This is a genomic window from Azospirillum agricola (genome assembly GCF_017876095.1).
GTDB lineage: Bacteria > Pseudomonadota > Alphaproteobacteria > Azospirillales > Azospirillaceae > Azospirillum > Azospirillum agricola.
In genome coordinates this window covers 322706-340643 of the sequence record NZ_JAGINM010000003.1, presented here as the reverse complement: position 1 = coordinate 340643, position 17938 = coordinate 322706, and the positions used below count along the sequence as shown (strand labels likewise).

The following is a 17938-nucleotide window of genomic DNA, read 5'->3' as shown; positions in this document are numbered from 1 at the left end:
GGGCGGCGGACCTATCCTGCACCCGACGGAATTTCCCCAGGAACAAGGATCGACGCCATGTACATCGCGATGAACCGCTTCAAGGTCCGGCACGGGGCGGAAAGCGACTTCGAGGCCGTCTGGCTGAACCGCGAGGTGCATCTGCACAAGGTGCCGGGCTTCGTCGAGTTCCACATGCTGCGCGGCCCGAACCGGGAGGATCACCGGCTCTACTCCTCGCACACGGTCTGGGAATCGGAGCAGAGCTTCCTCGACTGGACGCGGTCGGAGGCGTTCCGCAGCGCCCATGGCGGCGCCGGCTCCTCCAAGCCGCTCTACCTCAGCCACCCGGAGTTCGAGGGCTTCGAGGTCATCCAGACCGTCCCCCGCAATCCGGCGGCGTGACGGCGGCCAAATGAAAAAAGGGGAGCGACGGCGTCACCGTCGCTCCCCTTTCCACATCCCGGTTTCCGCCCTTCAGGTCAGCTCGAAGCGGTACCCGTCCGGCCCCGCCCCGCCCGCCAGCCGCTCGACGACGCCGAAGGCGGGGAAGTCGAGATGCATGCCGGCGACCAGCAGGCGGTCGGCGGCGGCGCGGTCGAACAGGCGGCGGCGGGTCGCCTCCGCGCTGTCGCGGTCGATGTCGAAGATCATCCCCGCTTCCGGCCGGGCGAACTGGATGCCCGGCAGATGGACGATGTCGCCCCAGATCAGCAGCTGCTCGCCGCCGGATTCCACCAGCCAGCCGCAATGGCCGGGCGTGTGGCCGGGCTCCGCCACCAGATGGAGGCCGGGCAGCACCTCGCCCTCGACCGCGAACTCAAGCCGGTCGCGGTGGAGGTCGAGGACCGCGCGCGCCGTCGTCACCGCCGCCACCGCGCGCGGCGGGGCCGCCGCGACCAGCGCGTCGTCGCGCCAGAAGGCCGGCTCCGCCTCGTGCATGACCAGCGTCGCGTTGGGGAAGCGGCTTTGCTTGTCGGCGGTCAGCAGGCCGTTGGCGTGGTCGCCGTGCAGGTGGGTCAGCAGCACGGTGCCGACCGCCTCGGGCCTGACGCCGAGCGCCGCCAGATGCCCCTCGATCCGGCCGAGATCCGGGCCGTAGCTCTCGCCGCAGCCGGTGTCGACCAGGATCGCCGCGTCGCCGCGCTCGATCAGGAAGGCGTTGACGTTGATCAGCGGCGGCTCCGACCGCCCGGCGGACAGCTCCTGCCGTCGGGCGTCGTCGGCGTCGATGCCGGCGACCAGACCGAAGTTGCCCCGGATCAGCCCGTCGCTGAGCGCGGTGACCCGGAACTCCCCGACGCGGACCGAATGGCGGCCGCTGTTCAACGCGCTGGTGGTCATGGAATGAAGCCGGTCGACAGGATCGGGAACAGGGTGACGATGATCAGGCCGACGATCATGGCGAGGATGTAGGCCACCATCGGCTTCATGCCCTCGTCCGGGTTGATCTTGGCGATCGCCGCCGCCGCGTAGTAGCCGACGCCGAAGGGCGGGGCGAACAGGCCGATGCCCATGGCGATGACGACGACCATCGCGTAATGCACCTCGTGGATGCCGAGCTGCTTGGCGATGGGGAACATCAGCGGTCCGAACAGCACGATGGCGGGGATGCCCTCCAGCAGGCTGCCGAGGATGACGAAGGCGATCAGCGAGATGCCGAGGAAGGTGGTGGCGCCGCCGGGCAGCGAGCCCATGAAGTTGGCGAGGCTGGTCGAGAAGCCCGACTGGGTCAGCGCCCAGCCCATCGCCGTCGCCCCGCCGATGATCAGCAGGATGGCGCCCGACAGCGACGCGGTGTCGGCCAGCATCGGCCCGATCCGCCGCCAGTCGAACTTGCGGTAGACGAGGAGGCCGACGACGACGGCGTAGACGATGCCGAGCGTCGAGACTTCGGTCGCGGTCGCCACGCCCTCGATGACGGCGGCGCGGATCAGGAAGGGCAGGATGATGGCCGGCAGCGCGATCAGCAGCGAGCGGCCGATCTCCGGCAGCCCGACCTTCGGGGCGGTGATGCCCGTCAGGCCGCGATGGCGGTACCAGATGACGAAGCAGAGGCAGATGCCGAGCACCAGCGCCGGCACGAGGCCGCCGGCGAACAGCGCCGCGATCGAGATGCCGGTGACCGAGCCGACGGTGATCAGCACCAGCGAGGGCGGGATCGTCTCGGTCTGGGCGCCGGTGGCCGACAGCAGGGCCAGCAGGTCGCCGCGCTTGGAGCCGCGCTTCTCCATCTCCGGCACCAGCACCGGGGCGATGGCGGCCATGTCGGCGGCCTTCGAGCCGGAAATGCCCGAGACGAGGTACATGGCGCCGACCAGCACGTAGGACAGGCCGCCGCGCACATGCCCCAGCAGGTTGCCGAGGAAGCGCACCATGGCGAAGCCCATGCCGGTCATGTCGATCAGCACGCCGAGGAAGACGAACAGCGGCACCGCCAGCAGGATCAGGTGGCTCATGCCCTCGTCCATGCGGCTGACGACGATGGTCAGCGGCATCGAGGTGGTCAGCGCCAGATAGCCGAAGGTGGCGAGCGCGAAGCAGAAGGCGATCGGCACGCCGGCCAGCACGGTGGCGCCGACGAAGATCACGAAGAAGACGACGAGGTTCAGGTTGCCCAGCGTCTTCAGCGCCGGCTGCGCCATGTAGGCGGCGGCGCAGACGGCGACCACCGCGGCGGCGGCCAGCGCGGTGCGCTTCCAATCGGGCTGGCGCAGCAGGCGGGAAACCGCGACGACGACCATCAGCCCGACGCCGACCGGCAGGGCCGCGGCGCGCCAGACGTTGGGGATCTCCAGCGCCGGGGTGGTGATGTAGATCTCGTCGGCGGCGTATTCGTAGGCGGGGTGGAAGATCAGCGCCAGGAAGGCCAGCGCCGCCACCAGCCCGACCGCCTCGCAGAGGGCGCGGGCGCCCGGCGAGACGGCGTTGACGATGGCGGTCATGCGCATGTGCTCGCCACGGCGCAACGCCACCACCGAGCCGAGCATGGCCAGCCACAGGAACAGGATGGAGGCCAGCTCGTCCGACCACACCAGCGGGGCGTGGAAGACATAGCGGGACACGACGCCGGCCAGCAGGATCACCACTTCGGCAAGCACGAGAAGGCCGGCGGCGGTCTCGACGACCCGGCCCAGTCCCGCTTCGAGGAGGGTGAGAATCCGCGGCAGGCCCGTCGTCTCGGCGAGAGCGAGACCGGGCGGCGCCTTGGACGAGGATGTCATCATGGTCAGTTCCCCGGTTCGGGAGAGGGCGGGAGCGGCGTCCCCAAGGGGGCGCCGCTCGCGTCGTCGGTCAACGACCCAGAGGGTCGGCAGTCAGCGACCCAGAGGGTCGTCGGTCAGCAACCCAGAGGGTCGTCGGTCAGCTAAGAGCGCCTAACAGAACCTTGAGTCGTCTCTCGACTCGTCATCCCCGCCTTCGCGGGGATGACGGTTCCATTGGGCACCGATGGCGAAAACGGAATTCTGTTCGGCGCTCTAAGGACCGTGCGGATCAGCTCAGCGGGCCGGTGTACTTCTCCAGCACCGACCAGGCCTCGTCGCCGAACTTCTGCTTCCACTCGGCGAAGTAGCCGGCCTCCTGGAGCTTCTTGCGGAAGGGCGCGATGTCGATGTCGTTGAAGGTCAGGCCCTTGGCGGTGAGCTGTTCGCGCAGGCTGGCCGACTGACTGGCCATGTCGGCGCGCTGGTCGAGCGCCGCGGCGTCGAAATGCTTGGTGACGATGGCCTGGAGGTCGGCCGGCAGCGACGAGAAGACGCGGCGGTTGGCCAGCACCCAGTAGCCGTCCCACATGTGGTTGGTCATCGAGCAGAACTTCTGCACCTCGTAGAGACGGTTGGTCTCCAGCACGACCAGCGGGTTCTCCTGGCCGCTGACCAGGTTGGTCTGCAACGCGGTGTAGAGCTCCGCGAAGTTGATCGCCGTCGGGGCGGCGCCGAAGCCCTTGAACAGCGACACCCACATCGGGCTGGCCGGCACGCGGATCTTCAGCCCGTCGAGGTCGGCCGGGGTGACGATCGGCTTGGTGCTGGTGGTGACCTGACGGTAGCCGCTGGTCCAGATGCGCGGCATGGCGATCAGCCCGACCTTCTCCATCTGCTTGCGCAGATAGGCGCCGAGGTCGCCGTCGAGCGCGCCCAGCGCCGCGTCGGTGTCCTTGAAGGCGAAGCCGATGCCCGGCAGCGCCGTCGCCGGCACCAGCGGGGCGACGAGCTGGGTCGAGTAGATGAACATCTCCAGCGCGCCGGAGCGCAGCTGGCTCAGCATGTCCGGGCCGCTGCCGAGCTGGTTGTTCGGGAACAGCTTGATCTCGACGCGGCCGTTGGTCTCCTTGAAGATCCGGTCGGCCGCTTCCTGGGCGCGGACGTTGCAGGGGTGGCTCGCCGGGATGTCGCTGGCGATCTTGAAGGTGTATTCGGCGGCGGCGCGGGCCGGGCGCGACAGAATGGTGACGGCACCGGCGACGGCGGCCGACTGCATCAGGGCGCGACGGGAAAGGTTGATCATCGGGGGTTCCTCCTGTTTTTCTCGCTGATTTTGATCGGCTCGGGTGTCGCTCAGAGCGCCGGCAGATCGGCGCCGAGGAAACCCTCGTCGTCGAGCGCCAGGACCAGCCCGGTCAGCGCCGCGACGTAGCTGTAGTGGCGCAGGCCCATGCACAGGCCGGTCGCCGTGTGGGTGAAGCTCGACCGGATCGAGCCGCCGCCAAGGCCGCGCGAGGCGCCGGCGCCGGCCGAGATGTTGGCGAAATGCACCTCGACGGTCGGACGGCCGGTGTCCTCCAGCGCGTGGCGCACGCCCTCGCCCACCGTGGTCAGCCCCGCCGGGTTGATGATGTAGCCGTCGACCCGGTCGGCCGAGGCGTGGATGAACTCCAGGATGTCGCCCTGGTGGTTCGACGAGAAGTTCTCCACGTCCACGCCGATGCGGGCGCCGAAGTCGCGGACGTAGGCCTTCAGCTCGTCGAGCGAGCCGATGGCGCCGTAGACCTTCTTGCTGCGGGCGCCCAGGTTGGACATGTTCGGGCCGTCGATGACGGCGATGCGGTGGCGCCGCGCGCTGCGGCGGCCGATCACGGAAGCGTCGAGGGCGGCGCTGGGGGCGGTCATGTTGGCCATCCTTCCACGGATCAGTTGTAGCGGAGGCCGGCGTCGACGTTCAGCGTCTGGCCGGTGATGTACTTGGCGGCGTCGGAGGCGAGGAACATGGTCGCGCCGATCATGTCGCTCGGGTCGCCCTTGCGCTTGAGCGCCTGGGCCGAGATGATCGCGTCCCACTGCTCGGGCTTGATGGTGTCGCGCGGAACCTCGGTGACGATGCCGTGCGGGCTGATGGCGTTGACGGTGATGTCGTCCTCGCCCAGCTCGGTGGCCAGCGCGCGGGTCAGCGCCACGACGGCGCCCTTGGAGGCGACGTAGTGGGCGTAGTGCTTGCGGCCGGTGACGACGACGCTGGAGGAGATGTTGACGATGCGGCCGTAGCCGCCCTGGCGCATCGGCCCGGCGACCGCCTGGCAGCACAGGAACACGCCGCGCGCGTTCACCGCCATCACGCGGTCCCACTCGTCGGCGTCGATCTCCTCGAACGGCTTCATCTTCAGCGTGGAGAAGATGGCGGCGTTGTTGATCAGCACGTCGATGCGGCCGAAGGCGGCCAGCGTCCGCTCGACCATGGCGGCGACGCTGGTCTTCTCGGCGACGTCCACCGTGACGGCGATGGCGCGGCCGCCGGCCGTGGTGATCTCGGCGGCGACGCTCTCGGCCTGCTTGCCGTTCAGGTCGGCGACGACGACGGCGCCGCCGGCGGCGGCGAAGGCTTGGGCGTAGGCGCGGCCGATGCCCTGGCCGGCGCCGGTGATGATGACGGTCTTACCGTTGAAGTCCATAACACGCTCCTTGGGGATTCCGGACCGGCGGCCGGTTGGATCGGCTTGCGCCATGATTATCCGAGTATGCAATCAGGGTTGAGTCACGGGGCGCGGCGGAACGCGCAGGGCGGCCATGCCGCCGTCGATGGTGAGGCAGGTGCCGACGCTGCCATTGGCGCCGGGGCGCAGCAGGAAGACGACGGCCAGCGCCACCTCCAGCGGATCGACCATCAGGCCGCTCGGCTGGCGCGCCGCGAACTCGGCGCGCTTGGCGGCGGGATCGGGGGCGCGCGCCGCCAGCTCGGCCATGAAGGGGGTGTCGACCGTGCCGGGGGCGATGCAGTTGACGCGGATGCCCTCGGCGATCAGGTCGGCGGCCATCGCCATGGTCATCGACTGCACCGCGCCCTTGCTCGCCGAATAGAGGGCGCGCTGGCGCAGGCCGTTCATCGCCGTGCAGGACGACATGTTGACGATGGCGCCGGCGTCCGACTTGCGCAGGTGCGGCAGCGCCGCCCGCGTCGAGCGCATCTGCCCCATCACGTTGATGTCGAACAGGCGGGCCCAGTCCTCCTCGCTGCCATCCTCGATGGTGCCGACGAAGCTGACGCCGGCGTTGTTCACGAGGAAGTCGATGCGGCCGTGCCGCTCGCCGAAGCCGCCGATGGCGGCGTTCAGCGCGCCCTGGTCGCGCACGTCGGCGACCAGCGGGGTCACGCCGTCCGGCACGCCGTCGGCTGTGCGGTCGACGGCGCCGACGACGCAGCCCTGGCGCAGAAGCTCGGCGGCGACCGCCTGGCCGATGCCGGCGGCCCCGCCGGTGACGACCGCGACCCGGCCCTTCATGCTGATGGAGAAATCAAGCGACATCGCGGTTGTCCTGAACGGGGGTGCGGCGGACCAGGGTCTGGGCGTCGAACAGCTTGCGGACATCGGCGGAACCGATCCCCAGCCACTGGTCGAGCACGCTTTCGGCGTCGGCGCCGAGCACCGGCGGGTAGCGGGCGGGATCCTCCGCCAAGCCGCCCTCGTCGACGAACTTGATCGGGTTGCCGACCACGTCGATCGACGTGCCGGCGGCGTCGGTCAGCGGCAGGATCATGCCGCGGCCGTGTTCGCGCGCGTCGGACAGCGCCTCCGGCACCGTCTTGATCAGCGCGACCGGCACGCCCCTGGCGTCGAGCGGGGCGATCCAGTCGGCGGCGTCGCGGGCGAGGAAGGCCTCCTCCAGCAGCGGCCACAGGGCCTCGCGGTTGGCCAGCCGCAGCTTGGCGCTGGCGAAGCGCGGGTCGGACAGCAGCGCCGCGCGGTCGAGCCCCTGGCAGAGCCCTTCCCACATGCGCTCGGTGTTGGCGGTGACCACCAGCTCGCGGCCGTCGCGCGCCACGAAGGAGCGGTAGGTCGGGATGCTGTCGTGGCGGGCGCCCTGCGGCTGCGGAACCGTGCCGGCGACCAGCGCGTAGGTGCTCTGGTAGGACAGCATGGCGAGCTGGCAGTCGAGCATCGAGACGTCGATCACCCGGCCCTGCCCGCTGCGCTCGCGCTCGGCCAGCGCGGCGTTGATGGCGATCGTCGCGTACATGCCGGCGACCATGTCGCCCGCCGGGATGCCGAGGCGGACGGCCGGGCGGCCGGGCTCGCCGGTCAGGCTCATGACGCCGGACAGCGCCTGGACGATCATGTCGTAGGCCGGCTTGTCGCGCCACGGCCCGGTCTGGCCGAAGCCGCTGACCGAGGCCCAGATCAGGCCCGGCCGCTCGGCGCGCAGCGCCGCGATGTCGAGCCCGAGGCGGGCGGCCACGCCCGGCCGGTAGTTCTCGACCACCACGTCGGCGGTGGCGATCAGCCGCAGGACCAGGGCCAGCCCGTCGGGCTGCTTCATGTCGACGGCGAGGCTGCGCTTGCTGCGGTTGATGCCGAGGTAATAGGCGCTGTCGTCGCCGACGAAGTGCGGCGGGATGGCGCGGCTCGAATCGCCCTGCGGCGTCTCGATCTTGACGACGTCGGCGCCGAGGTCGGCGAGGATCTGCGTGCAGAAGGGGCCGGACAGGAAGGTGGTGAGATCGACGACGCGATAGCCGGCGAGGGGTTTCGCCGTGGCTTGCGGCTCGCTCATGTCGAGGCTCCAAGGGTGCGGGAAAGGTCGTGGGCGGCGCGGGCGATCTCGCCGCCGATCGCGTCGATCGACAGGCTCGCGATGCGCTGCTTGGGCGAGGTCAGGCAGAGGCAGCCGCAGACGCCGCTGGCGCCGAAGACCGGGGCGGCGACGCCGCGCGCGTCGGGCAGCTTCTCGCTCTCCGACACGGCGAAGCCGCGGGCGCGGATGGCGGCCAGCTCCGCCGCCAGCGCGTCGGCGGCGGGCACCGGCGCGCCGGTGGCCGGCGACGGCCCCTCCTTGGCGAGGATGGCGGCGATGGTCTCCTTTGGCAGATGGGCCATGATGGCCTTCCCCGAGGCGCCCCACACCAGCGACAGCGGCTTGTCGATGTCGATCTGGTAGCGCAGGCGCTGGCTGCCGTCGGCGCGGGCCGAGAAGCTCATCGCCTGCTCGGTGCGCAGGTAGAGGCCGAACAGCACCGTCTCGTCGAAGCGCTGGGCCAGCGCCTCGACGACCGGCTGGGCCATGGTGACGGGCGACACCGAGCCGACCACCTTCGCCGCGACCCGGTAGAAGGCCGGGCCGACGACGTAGGTGCGGTTGCGCGGCACCGCCTCGACATACCCTTCGTCCTTCATGAGCTGAAGCAGGCGGTGGGCGGTCGAGGGCGAGAGCTGCATGGTGTCGGAGACGTATTTGACCGTCACCTCCCCTCCCGCGTCGGCCAGGACCGACAGGAGCATCAGCGCGCGGCTGACCGTGCCGGTGCCGGCCGCCCCGCCGGTGCCGGCGGTGGCGGTGTCACCCGTCTTGGTCTGGTCGGATGCGGGAGGGGGGGCCATCACTGCACCGCCTGGAGCAGGTGGACCGTGCAGGCGCCGTGGTCGAGCCCGGCGATGCCGCCGCCGGTCACATGGGCCAGCGCGACGCGGGCGCCCTCGACCTGGCGGGCGCCGGCTTGGCCGGTGAGCTGCCAGTAGAGCTCCACCGCCTGGGCGACGCCGCTGGCGCCGACCGGGTGGCCCTTGGACAGCAGGCCGCCGCTCGGGTTGACCACGACGTCGCCGCCGTAGGTCGACTTGCCGGCGCGCAGGAAGCCGGCCGCCTCGCCGGGGGCGCAGAGGCCGAGCGCCTCGTAATAGACCAGCTCGGCGATGGTGAAGGCGTCGTGCAGTTCGACGACGTCGACGTCCTGCGGGCCGATGCCGGCCGCCTCGTAGGCGTCCCGGGCCGAATGGTAGGTGATCTCCGGCCGCAGCATGTTGCGAAAGCCGGCGGTCGCCGAACCCGAATGCAGGATCGAGGCGGCGACGCGCACCGCCGGCAGGCCGAGCTTCTTGCGCCCGGCCTCGGAGACCACGACCACAGCCGCCGCGCCGTCGCCGGTCGGGCAGCACTGCATCAGGGTCAGCGGCTCGGCGATGAAGCGGGAGGCGAGAACCTCGTCCACCGTCACCTCGCTGCGGAACTGCGCGTAGGGGTTCTTCACGCCGTGGCGGCGGGCCTTGACGCTGACCCCGGCCAGATCGGCGGTGGTCGCGTCGCGCTCGTGCAGGAAGCGGCGGGCGCGCATGGCGTAGAGGGCCGGCATGACCATGCCCTGCTGCACCTCGGGATCCTCGGCGACCAGCGGCAGGGTGCCGCCGCCGAACTGGGTCAGCTTGTCGACGCCGATCACCAGCATGACGTCGTGGCGGCCGGCGGCGATCTCCTTGACCGCGAGGTGCAGCGCGGTGGCGCCGCCCGAGCAGGCGTTGTCGACGTTCATGACCGGAACGCCGCCGATGCCGATCTCCTTGACGATGCGCTGGCCGGTCAGCATGCCGCCGAAAGCGTGGCCGCAGACCACGCCCTGGACGTCCTTCGGCGTGATGTTGGCCGAGCGCAGGGCGTTGAGAACGGCCGGGATCGCCAGACCGGAGTAGCTGGACTCGCGATGCTTCCCCATCGGGATCATCGCGGCGCCGACGATGTAGGCTTCGCTCATTGCCCCAGACCCTTTCCATCCACGGGAACCACGAACCAGCGGTCGCCCTCGGCGCGCAGCTCGACCGGGCTGTCGCAGGCCAGCGTCGCGCCGGCCGGAACATCGACCTGCGCCAGCACGCGCACGCCGTTCTCGAAATCGACGTAGCCGATCGAATAGGGCGTCGGCCGGGCCGAGGAGACGTGGACGGTCGAGAAGGAATAGAGCGAGCCGCGCGGGCCGATGAGGATCGGCTCCATGTCGGTGGCGCCGGTGTCCAGGCAGACGCGGCGGGCCGGGAAGGCCTTGGAACCGGACGAGCGGCAGAGGCTTCCCTTCAGCAGCACCGCGCCGTCGACGATCTCGAACTGGGCGGACGGTGCGGCCTGGAGGTCGCGGAACGGGAGAGCGTCCTCCCCGAACGCGGCGCCCGAGGTCGGGGCCACGGCTGGATCAGAAGGCATGGAAGGCATCTTTCCGTGTTGAATGGCCGTGTTGAATGGAAAGCGGCGAGGCGGGGAGCTTGTCCGAGGCCGTTTCAGGCGGCGGGGACGAGCCCGATGTCGGTCCAGAAGCGCCGCAGGATCGCGGCGAAGGCGTCGGGGTCCTCGACGGGCGGCGTGTGACCGGACTGCTCCAGGGTCACATGCCGGCTGCCGGATACCCGGTCGGCGATGAACTGCATGTCGTCCGGCCGCTTGGCGGCGTCGAGCGCGCCGCTGACGAGCTGGAGCGGCACCCGGATGGCGGGAAGGCTCTCGACGAAGGAGGTGCGGCCGGCGACGCCGTGGACGGCGTCGGCGATGCGGTCGTCGACCTCGGCGAAGGCCGCGCGCCAGCGCTGTAGCCTCTCGCCGCTGCCGTCGATGCCGCCTTCGATGAAGCGGGTGCCGAACATGGTCGCGGCGATCGCGTCGACCAGCGCGGCGGCGCCCTTGGTGCGCAGGGCGTTCTCCAGCGCGGCGAAGCGCTCGACCTGGATTTCGGGCTGCGCGGTGCAGCAGGAGAGGACGGCGCTCGCCACCAGCTCGGGCCGGCGCCGCAGCACGGCGAGCGCGACGTAGCCGCCCATCGAGCTGCCGACGAGGTGGGCGGGCCTGCCGCCGAGCGCCTCGATCAGGGCGATGGTGTCGTCGGCCAGCCGCTCGATGCTCGGCGCGTTGCGGCCCGTCTCGCTGCGCCCCTGCCCCCGGTGGTCCGGGCGGACGCAGCGCAGCCCGGCGGGCAGCCGGTCGAGCAGGTCGTCGAACATGGCGCCGCTGAAGAAGAGCGAATGCAGCAGGATGACCGGCCCGGCGGCCGCGTCGGCGGCGCCACCGGTGGAGCGCTCGACATGGTGCAGGCGGGCGCCATCCTCCGCCACGATCCAGCCTTGCCTGTCCACACCGCCCTCCGCTTAAAATTCCGATAAACGGAATCTAATTCCGTTGTATGGAAAGAATTTAGGGGGCCGGAAATGGTTCTGTCAAGCGACTGTTGCGGCGGGAATTGTATGGGGAGACGGACCGCCCTGCGTCCGAAGCATGGCTCCGCCAGTGGCGGCGAACGGGTGCCGCTTGGGGATTTAAAAGGCTGGATGGGAGTCAACCGCGGGAGGCGGTGGGTGGGCGTTAACGCCGGCAACCGAAGCTCCCTCTCCCGCCCCGGGAGAGGGAAGGGGCCCATGCGCAGCATGGGAAGGGTAAAGGGTTCTCCAAGAAACAGGTGGGTCTGATCCTTGGATCACCCCTCACCCTCCCCACCGCTTCGCGGCGGGTCCCGAGGTCGCTCGCAAGTCTCGCGACCGCATTCCGCACTACGATCGCCTTCGGCGCTCGTCCGGCCTGTGGCCGTCGGCTCCATGCCCTCTCCCGGGGCGGGAGAGGGCATTCTTCGGCGCCCGACTTTCAGCGCGCGCCGGACAGCCGCGCCGCGCTCGCCTTCAACGCGTCGATCATCATCGCCTGCTGGTCGGCCTCGGTGTCGGCCGGCACGACGAAGCAGATCGTCGCAATGCAGCGCCCGGCCGGATCGCGCACCGGGGCCGCCATGCAGGTGGTGAAACGGTCGACCAGCGCCGTCGTGCGGACGAAGCCGGCCTCGCGCGCCTGGGCGATGTCGTGGAGGAACTCAGCCTCGACGATCTTGCGGCCGTCCGGCAGGGTGAAATCCTCCGCCGGGATGAAGGCGCGGATCTCCTGCGGCGTCATGTGATCGACCAGCAGCCGGCCCGACGCGGTCCAGGGAATCGGCACCTTGATGCCGATCTCGGAGCTGAGGCGGAACATGCGCCGGCCCGGCTCGTTCAGCACGACAAGGTACTTGTCGCCGTCCAGCATGCAGAACTGCGCCGTCTCGCCCACCGATTCCGACAGGTGGGTGACCTCGCCGCGTGCCTTGCGGATCAGGTCGACGCTGTCGAGATAGTCGCTGCCGTAGTAGTGCATGGCCGGCCCGAAATAGACCGTGCCGTCGCCGTCGCGCAGTTCCAGCCAGCGCGCCTCGACCAGCGTGTTCACCAGCTCGTAGACGGTGGAGCGCGGCGTGCCGGTGTCGCGCGCGATGTCGGCGATCCGCGTCGGGGTGCGCAGCCGGTGCAGATGCTCCATCAGCGCGATGACGCGGTCGATCCCGCGCGCCCGCGCGCCCGTCTTCACATCCGCCATGCCGTCCATCTCCACCCCGATACCGTGTGCGTCACCGTGTTGCGACTGCACACATCGCTTAACACGCCAACTTTCGCCTTGCCAGCGCTCTTTGTCCGATATACCGTCCTCTTGTCCGGAATACAAGATCGATGTCCGAAATATCGGACAAATCGAACAGCCGAAGCGGAACGCTCGCGACGGAACGCAGGGAGCAATCCGGACGACACGCAGCACCGGCACCGAGACCGGTCCATTCGCGGAGGGGAGTCGTCATGAAACCGTTCACCCGCAGCCTCTACACCGCCCTGCTGGGCACCGCCCTGATCGGCAGCGCGCTGACCACGACCGTCGGGTCGGCTCTGGCGCAGCAGCCGCAGTCCGTCGTCACCGTCGCGACGATCGGCGAGCCGCCGACGCTGGATCCGGTCGGCGTCACCTCCGACCTCGTCAGCATCATCACGCAGCACGTCTTCGAGACGCTCTACACCTTCGACGCCGAGTGGAAGATCGTCCCGCTGCTGGCCTCGGCCCAGCCGACGGTCTCGGCCGACGGCAAGACCTACGCCTTCCCGCTGCGCGGCGGCGTCACCTTCCACGACGGCAGCCCGATGACCGCCGAGGACGTGGTTGCCTCGCTGGAGCGCTGGACCAGGCTGTCGCCGCGCGGCAAGACCACCGCGCCGATGATCGAGAGCATCAAAGCCACCGACGCCTCGACCGTCACCGTCACGCTGAAGGAATCCTTCACGCCGCTGCTGGCGCTGCTGGCGATGAACAACGGCGCCGCCGCCATCGTGCCGAAGGGGCAGATCGACGGCGCCGCGCCCCTCAAGCAGTTCATCGGCACCGGCCCCTACAAGCTGCTGGAGCACAAGCCCGACCAGCACATCCGCCTGGTCCGCTTCGACAATTACACGTCGCCGCAGGGTCCGGCGAGCGGTTACGGCGGGGCGCGGGCGCCCAAGATCGGCGAGGTCCGCTTCGTGCCGGTTCCCAACGCGGCGACCCGCGTCGCCGGCATGCTGGCCGGCCAGTACCAGTTCGCCGACAGCCTGCCGGCCGAGATGCTCGGCCGCTTCAAGAATTCGCCGAGCGTCAAGCCGGTCATCGTCAAGCCCTTCGGCTTCCCGCTGATGATCATGAACAGCAAGACCGGCGTGCTGGCCAACCAGACGCTGCGCCAGTCGGTGCTGGCCGCCCTGACGCCGGGCGACATGATGCTGGCCGGCTTCGGCGATCCGGCCTTCTTCGCCACGGAAGGGTCGATCTACAGCCCCGGCACGCCGTTCTATGATGCCGCCAGCGCCAAGCCCTATTCGGACAACAACCCGAAGAAGGCGGCGGAGCTGCGCAAGAGCGCCGGCTACAAGGGCGAGCCGATCCGCATCATGACCTCCACCCAGTACGACTTCCTGTACAAGATGAGCCTGGTCGCCCAGGCGCAGTTGCAGGCGGCCGGCTACACGGTGGATCTCCAGGTGCTGGACTGGGCGACGCTGTTGCAGAAGCGCGGCGACGAGAAGGCGTGGGACGCCTTCTTCACCTACCACACCTTCGTGCCGGAGCCGTCGCTGATCACCGTGCTGAACCCCAGCTACCCCGGCTGGTGGGACACGCCGGAGAAGCGCGAGGCGCTCGCCGCCTTCAACCGCGAGCCGGACGCCGCCGCCCGCAAGGGCAAGTGGGTGGAGTTGCAGAAGCTCTTCTACAGCGAGGTGCCGAGCATCAAGGTCGGCGACTTCTACAATCTGGCCGCCGCCAGCGACAAGCTGAAGAACTACACCCCGGCGCCCTGGCCGTTCTTCTGGAACGCCGAGCTGTCGAACTGACGCTTTGAAAAGGTCCCTCTCCCGCCCCGGGAGAGGGGTTAACAACCGGGCCGGAATCACAGCCATGTTCGTCTACATCGTGCGCCGGCTCGCCGGAATGATGGTGGTCATGCTGATCGTCGCGGCGGTGGTCTTCGTGATCGCCCGCGTCGTGCCGGGCGATCCGGCCGCGGTCATGCTGGGCTCCTCCGCCACGCCGGAGGACATCGCCGCCCTGCGCGGCCGGCTCGGGCTCGACCAGCCGCTGCTCGGCCAGTTCCTGATCTATTTGCAGCAGATCGCCCGCCTCGACCTGGGGGAGTCGATCTTCCTCAACCGGCCGGTCGCCCAGGCGCTGGCCGAGCGGTCGGAGCTGACCGCCATGCTGACGCTGATGTCGGTCGGCATCGCCGTGGTCATCGGCGTGCCGGTCGGCATCCTGTCGGCGGCGATGCGCGGGCGCTGGATCGACCAGGCCTCCATAGGGCTCGCCATGCTGGCGGCCAGCGTGCCGAGCTTCTGGATCGGGCTGACGCTGATCAAGTATCTGGCGGTCGATCTCCCCTGGTTCCCGGTCGCCGGCTACGGCCCGCCCGACGCCAGCTTTGCTGAGCGGCTGCATCATCTGGTGCTGCCCGCCATCGCGCTCGGCATCCCCAATTCGGCGCTGATCCTGCGCTTCACCCGCACCAGCATGCTGGACGTGCTGGGCGACGACTATGTCCGCACCGCGCGGGCCAAGGGGCTGTCGCCGCTGGTCGTGGTGCTGAAGCACGCGCTGCGCAACGCGATGATCCCGATCCTCACCGTCATCGGCCTGACCGCCGCCGTGATGATCGCCGGCGCCATCGTGACCGAGACCGTCTTCGGCCTGCCCGGCGTCGGCAACCTGATCGTCTCGGCCGTGCTGCGCCGCGACTATCCGGTGATCCAGGGCGCCCTGCTGGTGGTCTCGGCCATCTACGTGCTCATCAACCTGTCGGTCGACCTGCTCTACGCGGTGGTCGATCCTCGGGTCCGTTACTGATCCGCCGCCGAGATGTCCGCTACCGAGAAAGGGACAGCCATGGCAAGCCTTCCCGCCGCCTCCGCCAGCCCGGCGCCGTCCGCGCCCAAGGCGCCCGGCCGCTCCCCGGCCGCGCTGATCCTGCGCCAGCTGCTGCGCCGGCCGCTGGTCGTCGTCGCCCTGATGCTGCTCGCCGCCATCCTGGCGGTCGCCGCCTCGGCCGCCTGGATCATGCCCTACGACCCGATGAAGATGGACATCCTCAGCCGGATGAAGCCGCCGTCGGCCGCCCACTGGTTCGGGACCGACGAGTTCGGCCGCGACGTGATGTCCCGCATCATGCAGGGCGCCCAGCTCTCGCTGCTGGTCGGGCTGCTGGTGGTCGTGGTGGCGGCGGTGTTCGGCACCCTGATCGGGCTGCTCGCCGGCTATGTCCGCCCGCTGGACGGCGTGCTGATGCGACTGACCGACGCGCTGATGGCCTTCCCCGACATCCTGCTCGCCATCGCCTTCATGGCCGCGCTCGGCCCCTCGCTGTTCAACGTCGTGCTGGCGCTCGGCATCGTCTACACCCCGCGCGTCGCCCGCGTGGTCCGCGCCGCCGCCCTGGTGGTGCGCGAGATGCCCTATGTCGAGGCGGCGACCGCGCTCGGCGCCTCGACCCCGCGCATCGTCTTCCTGCACATCCTGCCCAACCTGATGTCGCCGCTGGTCGTCCAGGCCACCTTCATCTTCGCCTACGCCATCCTGACCGAGGCGGCGCTGTCCTTCCTGGGCGTCGGCGTGCCGCCGACCACCCCGACATGGGGCAACATGATCGCCGGCGCCCAGCAGTATTTCCAGCAGGCCGACTGGCTGGTCCTGTTCCCCGGCCTCGCCATCGTGGTGACGGTTCTGGCCCTGCAAATTGTCGGCGACGGGCTGCGCGACGCGCTCGACCCCCGGCTCCAGAAGGTGACGTGATGAGCGACGCAGCCCCCGTGAATCCCCGCGTGCTGGTGCGCGGCGCCCGCATCCTCGACGGCACCGGCGCTCCGTGGTTCCGTGGCGACGTGCGCATCGCGGACGGCCGCATCGCCCAGATCGGCAGCGGACTGGTTCCCGGCGACGCCGACGTCGTGGAAGCGAACGACCGCTACCTCGCCCCCGGCTTCATCGACGCCCACTGCCACGACGACCTGATCCAGCTGCGCCGGCCCGGCCGGCCGGAGAAGGTGGCGCAGGGCGTCACCACCGTGGTGGTCGGCAACTGCTCCTTCGGGCTCTACCCGCAGCGGCCCGACAGCGCCGTCCCCTTGCGCGAGCATTTCGGCAGCCTGCTCGGCCCTGTGAGCGCGGAGGAGAGCTTCGCCGACTTCGCCGCCTACCGCGCGGCGCTGGACGGGCGCGGCACCGCCATCAACCTCGTCTCGCTGGTCGGCCACGCGGCGCTGCGGCTGGCCGTCATGGGCTGGCAGAACCGCCCGGCGACGGCCGACGAGCGCGAGGCGATGGCCGCCTTGCTCACCGACCAGCTCCGCCAGGGGGCGCATGGCCTGTCGCTCGGCCTCGTCTACCCGCCGAGCGCCTGGGCCGACCGCGCCGAGCTGGTCCGGCTGGCCGAGGTGGTGGCCGAGCACGGCGCCCTGCTGGCCGCCCATGTCCGCTCCTACGAGGGCGGGCTGATCGCCTCGGTCGACGAGTTCCTCGACCTGCTGACCACGGGCGGGGCGAGCGGCCTGCTCTCCCACCTCCAGGCTGCCGGACGGCCCTATTGGGGCAGCCTGCCGCGCGCCGTCGACCGGCTGGAGACCGCCCGGCGCGACGGCGTCGACGTCAGCTTCGACATGTACCCCTACCCGGCCGGGTCGAGCACCATCCTGCAACTGCTGCCGCCCTCGGCGCTGTCCGGCGGGGTCGAGGCGCTGCTGGCGCGGCTGGCCGACGAGGCCGGCTTTGAGGCCCTGCGCCGCGCGGTGGAGGACGGCACGGCGCCCGACGACGCCGGCTGGGAGTCCAAGATCCGCCTGATCGGCTGGGAGAATGTCCGCATCGGCGGCGTCGGCGACGAGTCCCTGCGCGCCGTCGAGGGGCTGTCGCTGAGCGAGATCGCCGAGGCGCGGGGCGAGACTCCCTTCGCGACGCTGGCCCGGCTGATCGCCGCCGACCGGGGGCGCACGAACATCGTCATGTTCCAGCTCGACGGGCGCGACCTCGAAACCGCGCTCTCCCACCCGCTGCACATGCTGGGCTCCGACGGGCTGCCGCGCGAGACCGGCAAGCCGCACCCGCGCGCCTTCGGCAGCTTTCCCCGCTACCTCGCCCGCGCGATCCGAGGCGAGGGAGCGTTGCGGCTGGAGGAGGCGGTGCGCCACATGACCGCCGTTCCGGCCCAGCGCTTCGGGCTCGGCGACCGTGGCCTGATCCGCCCCGGCCTCGCCGCCGACCTCACCCTGTTCACCGCCGACGTGTGCGACCGCGCGACCTTCCAGGATCCGACGCAGCCGCCGCACGGCATCACCGACGTCCTCGTCGCCGGAGCCTTCGTGCTGCGCGACGGCGGACACACCGGCGCACGGCCCGGCAAAACGCTCACCCGCGCCTGA

Annotated in this window: 17 protein-coding genes; 5 read left to right on the top strand and 12 right to left on the bottom strand. The window is 70.3% G+C overall.

Annotated features, from left to right (window positions below):
- Nucleotides 1–57 precede the first annotated feature (57 nt).
- Complete coding sequence (locus J2847_RS05840; protein ID WP_209777845.1) at nucleotides 58–384, top strand: antibiotic biosynthesis monooxygenase family protein; 327 nt, start codon at nucleotides 58–60, stop codon at nucleotides 382–384.
- Between the two features lie 72 nt (nucleotides 385–456).
- Here the strand turns inward: J2847_RS05840 and J2847_RS05835 are convergent, their stop codons facing one another.
- The 12 genes from J2847_RS05835 to J2847_RS05780 form a co-directional block, all read right to left on the bottom strand.
- Complete coding sequence (locus J2847_RS05835) at nucleotides 457–1323, bottom strand: MBL fold metallo-hydrolase (RefSeq protein WP_209777844.1); 867 nt, start codon at nucleotides 1321–1323, stop codon at nucleotides 457–459.
- Nucleotides 1320–3206 carry a TRAP transporter large permease gene (locus tag J2847_RS05830; RefSeq protein ID WP_233474309.1) on the bottom strand — a complete coding sequence of 629 codons (1887 nt, stop codon included), beginning with the start codon at nucleotides 3204–3206 and terminating at the stop codon, nucleotides 1320–1322. The genes J2847_RS05835 and J2847_RS05830 overlap by 4 nt, the downstream gene beginning before the upstream one ends.
- Before the next feature lie 268 nt (nucleotides 3207–3474).
- Nucleotides 3475–4488 (bottom strand): TRAP transporter substrate-binding protein, encoded by a 1014-nt coding sequence (locus tag J2847_RS05825; RefSeq protein WP_209777842.1) that lies wholly within the window; start codon nucleotides 4486–4488, stop codon nucleotides 3475–3477.
- Between the two features lie 50 nt (nucleotides 4489–4538).
- The gene (locus tag J2847_RS05820) at nucleotides 4539–5090 is read right to left on the bottom strand and encodes a type II 3-dehydroquinate dehydratase (RefSeq protein ID WP_209777840.1); all 552 of its coding nucleotides are present in this window, start codon (nucleotides 5088–5090) and stop codon (nucleotides 4539–4541) included.
- Nucleotides 5091–5110: 20 nt separating this feature from the next.
- The gene (locus tag J2847_RS05815; protein ID WP_209777839.1) at nucleotides 5111–5866 is read right to left on the bottom strand and encodes an SDR family NAD(P)-dependent oxidoreductase; all 756 of its coding nucleotides are present in this window, start codon (nucleotides 5864–5866) and stop codon (nucleotides 5111–5113) included.
- A 72-nt stretch (nucleotides 5867–5938) separates the two neighbouring features.
- Nucleotides 5939–6718, bottom strand: a complete 780-nt coding sequence (locus J2847_RS05810; RefSeq protein WP_209777837.1) for an SDR family NAD(P)-dependent oxidoreductase — start codon at nucleotides 6716–6718, stop codon at nucleotides 5939–5941.
- The gene (locus J2847_RS05805; protein WP_209777835.1) at nucleotides 6708–7964 is read right to left on the bottom strand and encodes a CaiB/BaiF CoA transferase family protein; all 1257 of its coding nucleotides are present in this window, start codon (nucleotides 7962–7964) and stop codon (nucleotides 6708–6710) included. Before J2847_RS05805 ends, J2847_RS05810 begins: the two co-directional genes overlap by 11 nt.
- A complete protein-coding gene (locus J2847_RS05800; protein WP_209777834.1) occupies nucleotides 7961–8788 on the bottom strand; it encodes an IclR family transcriptional regulator in 828 nt (275 codons plus the stop codon). The genes J2847_RS05805 and J2847_RS05800 overlap by 4 nt, the downstream gene beginning before the upstream one ends.
- The gene (locus tag J2847_RS05795; protein ID WP_209777832.1) at nucleotides 8788–9933 is read right to left on the bottom strand and encodes a thiolase family protein; all 1146 of its coding nucleotides are present in this window, start codon (nucleotides 9931–9933) and stop codon (nucleotides 8788–8790) included. The genes J2847_RS05800 and J2847_RS05795 overlap by 1 nt, the downstream gene beginning before the upstream one ends.
- Nucleotides 9930–10376: a Zn-ribbon domain-containing OB-fold protein gene (locus J2847_RS05790; RefSeq protein ID WP_209777831.1), complete on the bottom strand. Its 447-nt coding sequence runs from the start codon at nucleotides 10374–10376 to the stop codon at nucleotides 9930–9932. The genes J2847_RS05795 and J2847_RS05790 overlap by 4 nt, the downstream gene beginning before the upstream one ends.
- Before the next feature lie 74 nt (nucleotides 10377–10450).
- A complete protein-coding gene (locus tag J2847_RS05785) occupies nucleotides 10451–11296 on the bottom strand; it encodes an alpha/beta fold hydrolase (protein WP_209777829.1) in 846 nt (281 codons plus the stop codon).
- A 502-nt stretch (nucleotides 11297–11798) separates the two neighbouring features.
- Nucleotides 11799–12557: an IclR family transcriptional regulator gene (locus J2847_RS05780; protein WP_233474308.1), complete on the bottom strand. Its 759-nt coding sequence runs from the start codon at nucleotides 12555–12557 to the stop codon at nucleotides 11799–11801.
- A 254-nt stretch (nucleotides 12558–12811) separates the two neighbouring features.
- Between J2847_RS05780 and J2847_RS05775 the strand changes: the two genes are divergently transcribed.
- From J2847_RS05775 to J2847_RS05760, 4 genes are all read left to right on the top strand, one after another.
- Nucleotides 12812–14368 (top strand): ABC transporter substrate-binding protein, encoded by a 1557-nt coding sequence (locus J2847_RS05775; protein WP_209777826.1) that lies wholly within the window; start codon nucleotides 12812–12814, stop codon nucleotides 14366–14368.
- Nucleotides 14369–14432: 64 nt separating this feature from the next.
- Nucleotides 14433–15374, top strand: coding sequence for an ABC transporter permease (locus tag J2847_RS05770; RefSeq protein ID WP_209777825.1), 942 nt, complete (start codon nucleotides 14433–14435; stop codon nucleotides 15372–15374).
- Nucleotides 15375–15413: 39 nt separating this feature from the next.
- Nucleotides 15414–16316 (top strand): ABC transporter permease, encoded by a 903-nt coding sequence (locus J2847_RS05765; RefSeq protein ID WP_209777823.1) that lies wholly within the window; start codon nucleotides 15414–15416, stop codon nucleotides 16314–16316.
- The gene (locus J2847_RS05760) at nucleotides 16316–17938 is read left to right on the top strand and encodes an N-acyl-D-amino-acid deacylase family protein (protein ID WP_211114632.1); all 1623 of its coding nucleotides are present in this window, start codon (nucleotides 16316–16318) and stop codon (nucleotides 17936–17938) included. The genes J2847_RS05765 and J2847_RS05760 overlap by 1 nt, the downstream gene beginning before the upstream one ends.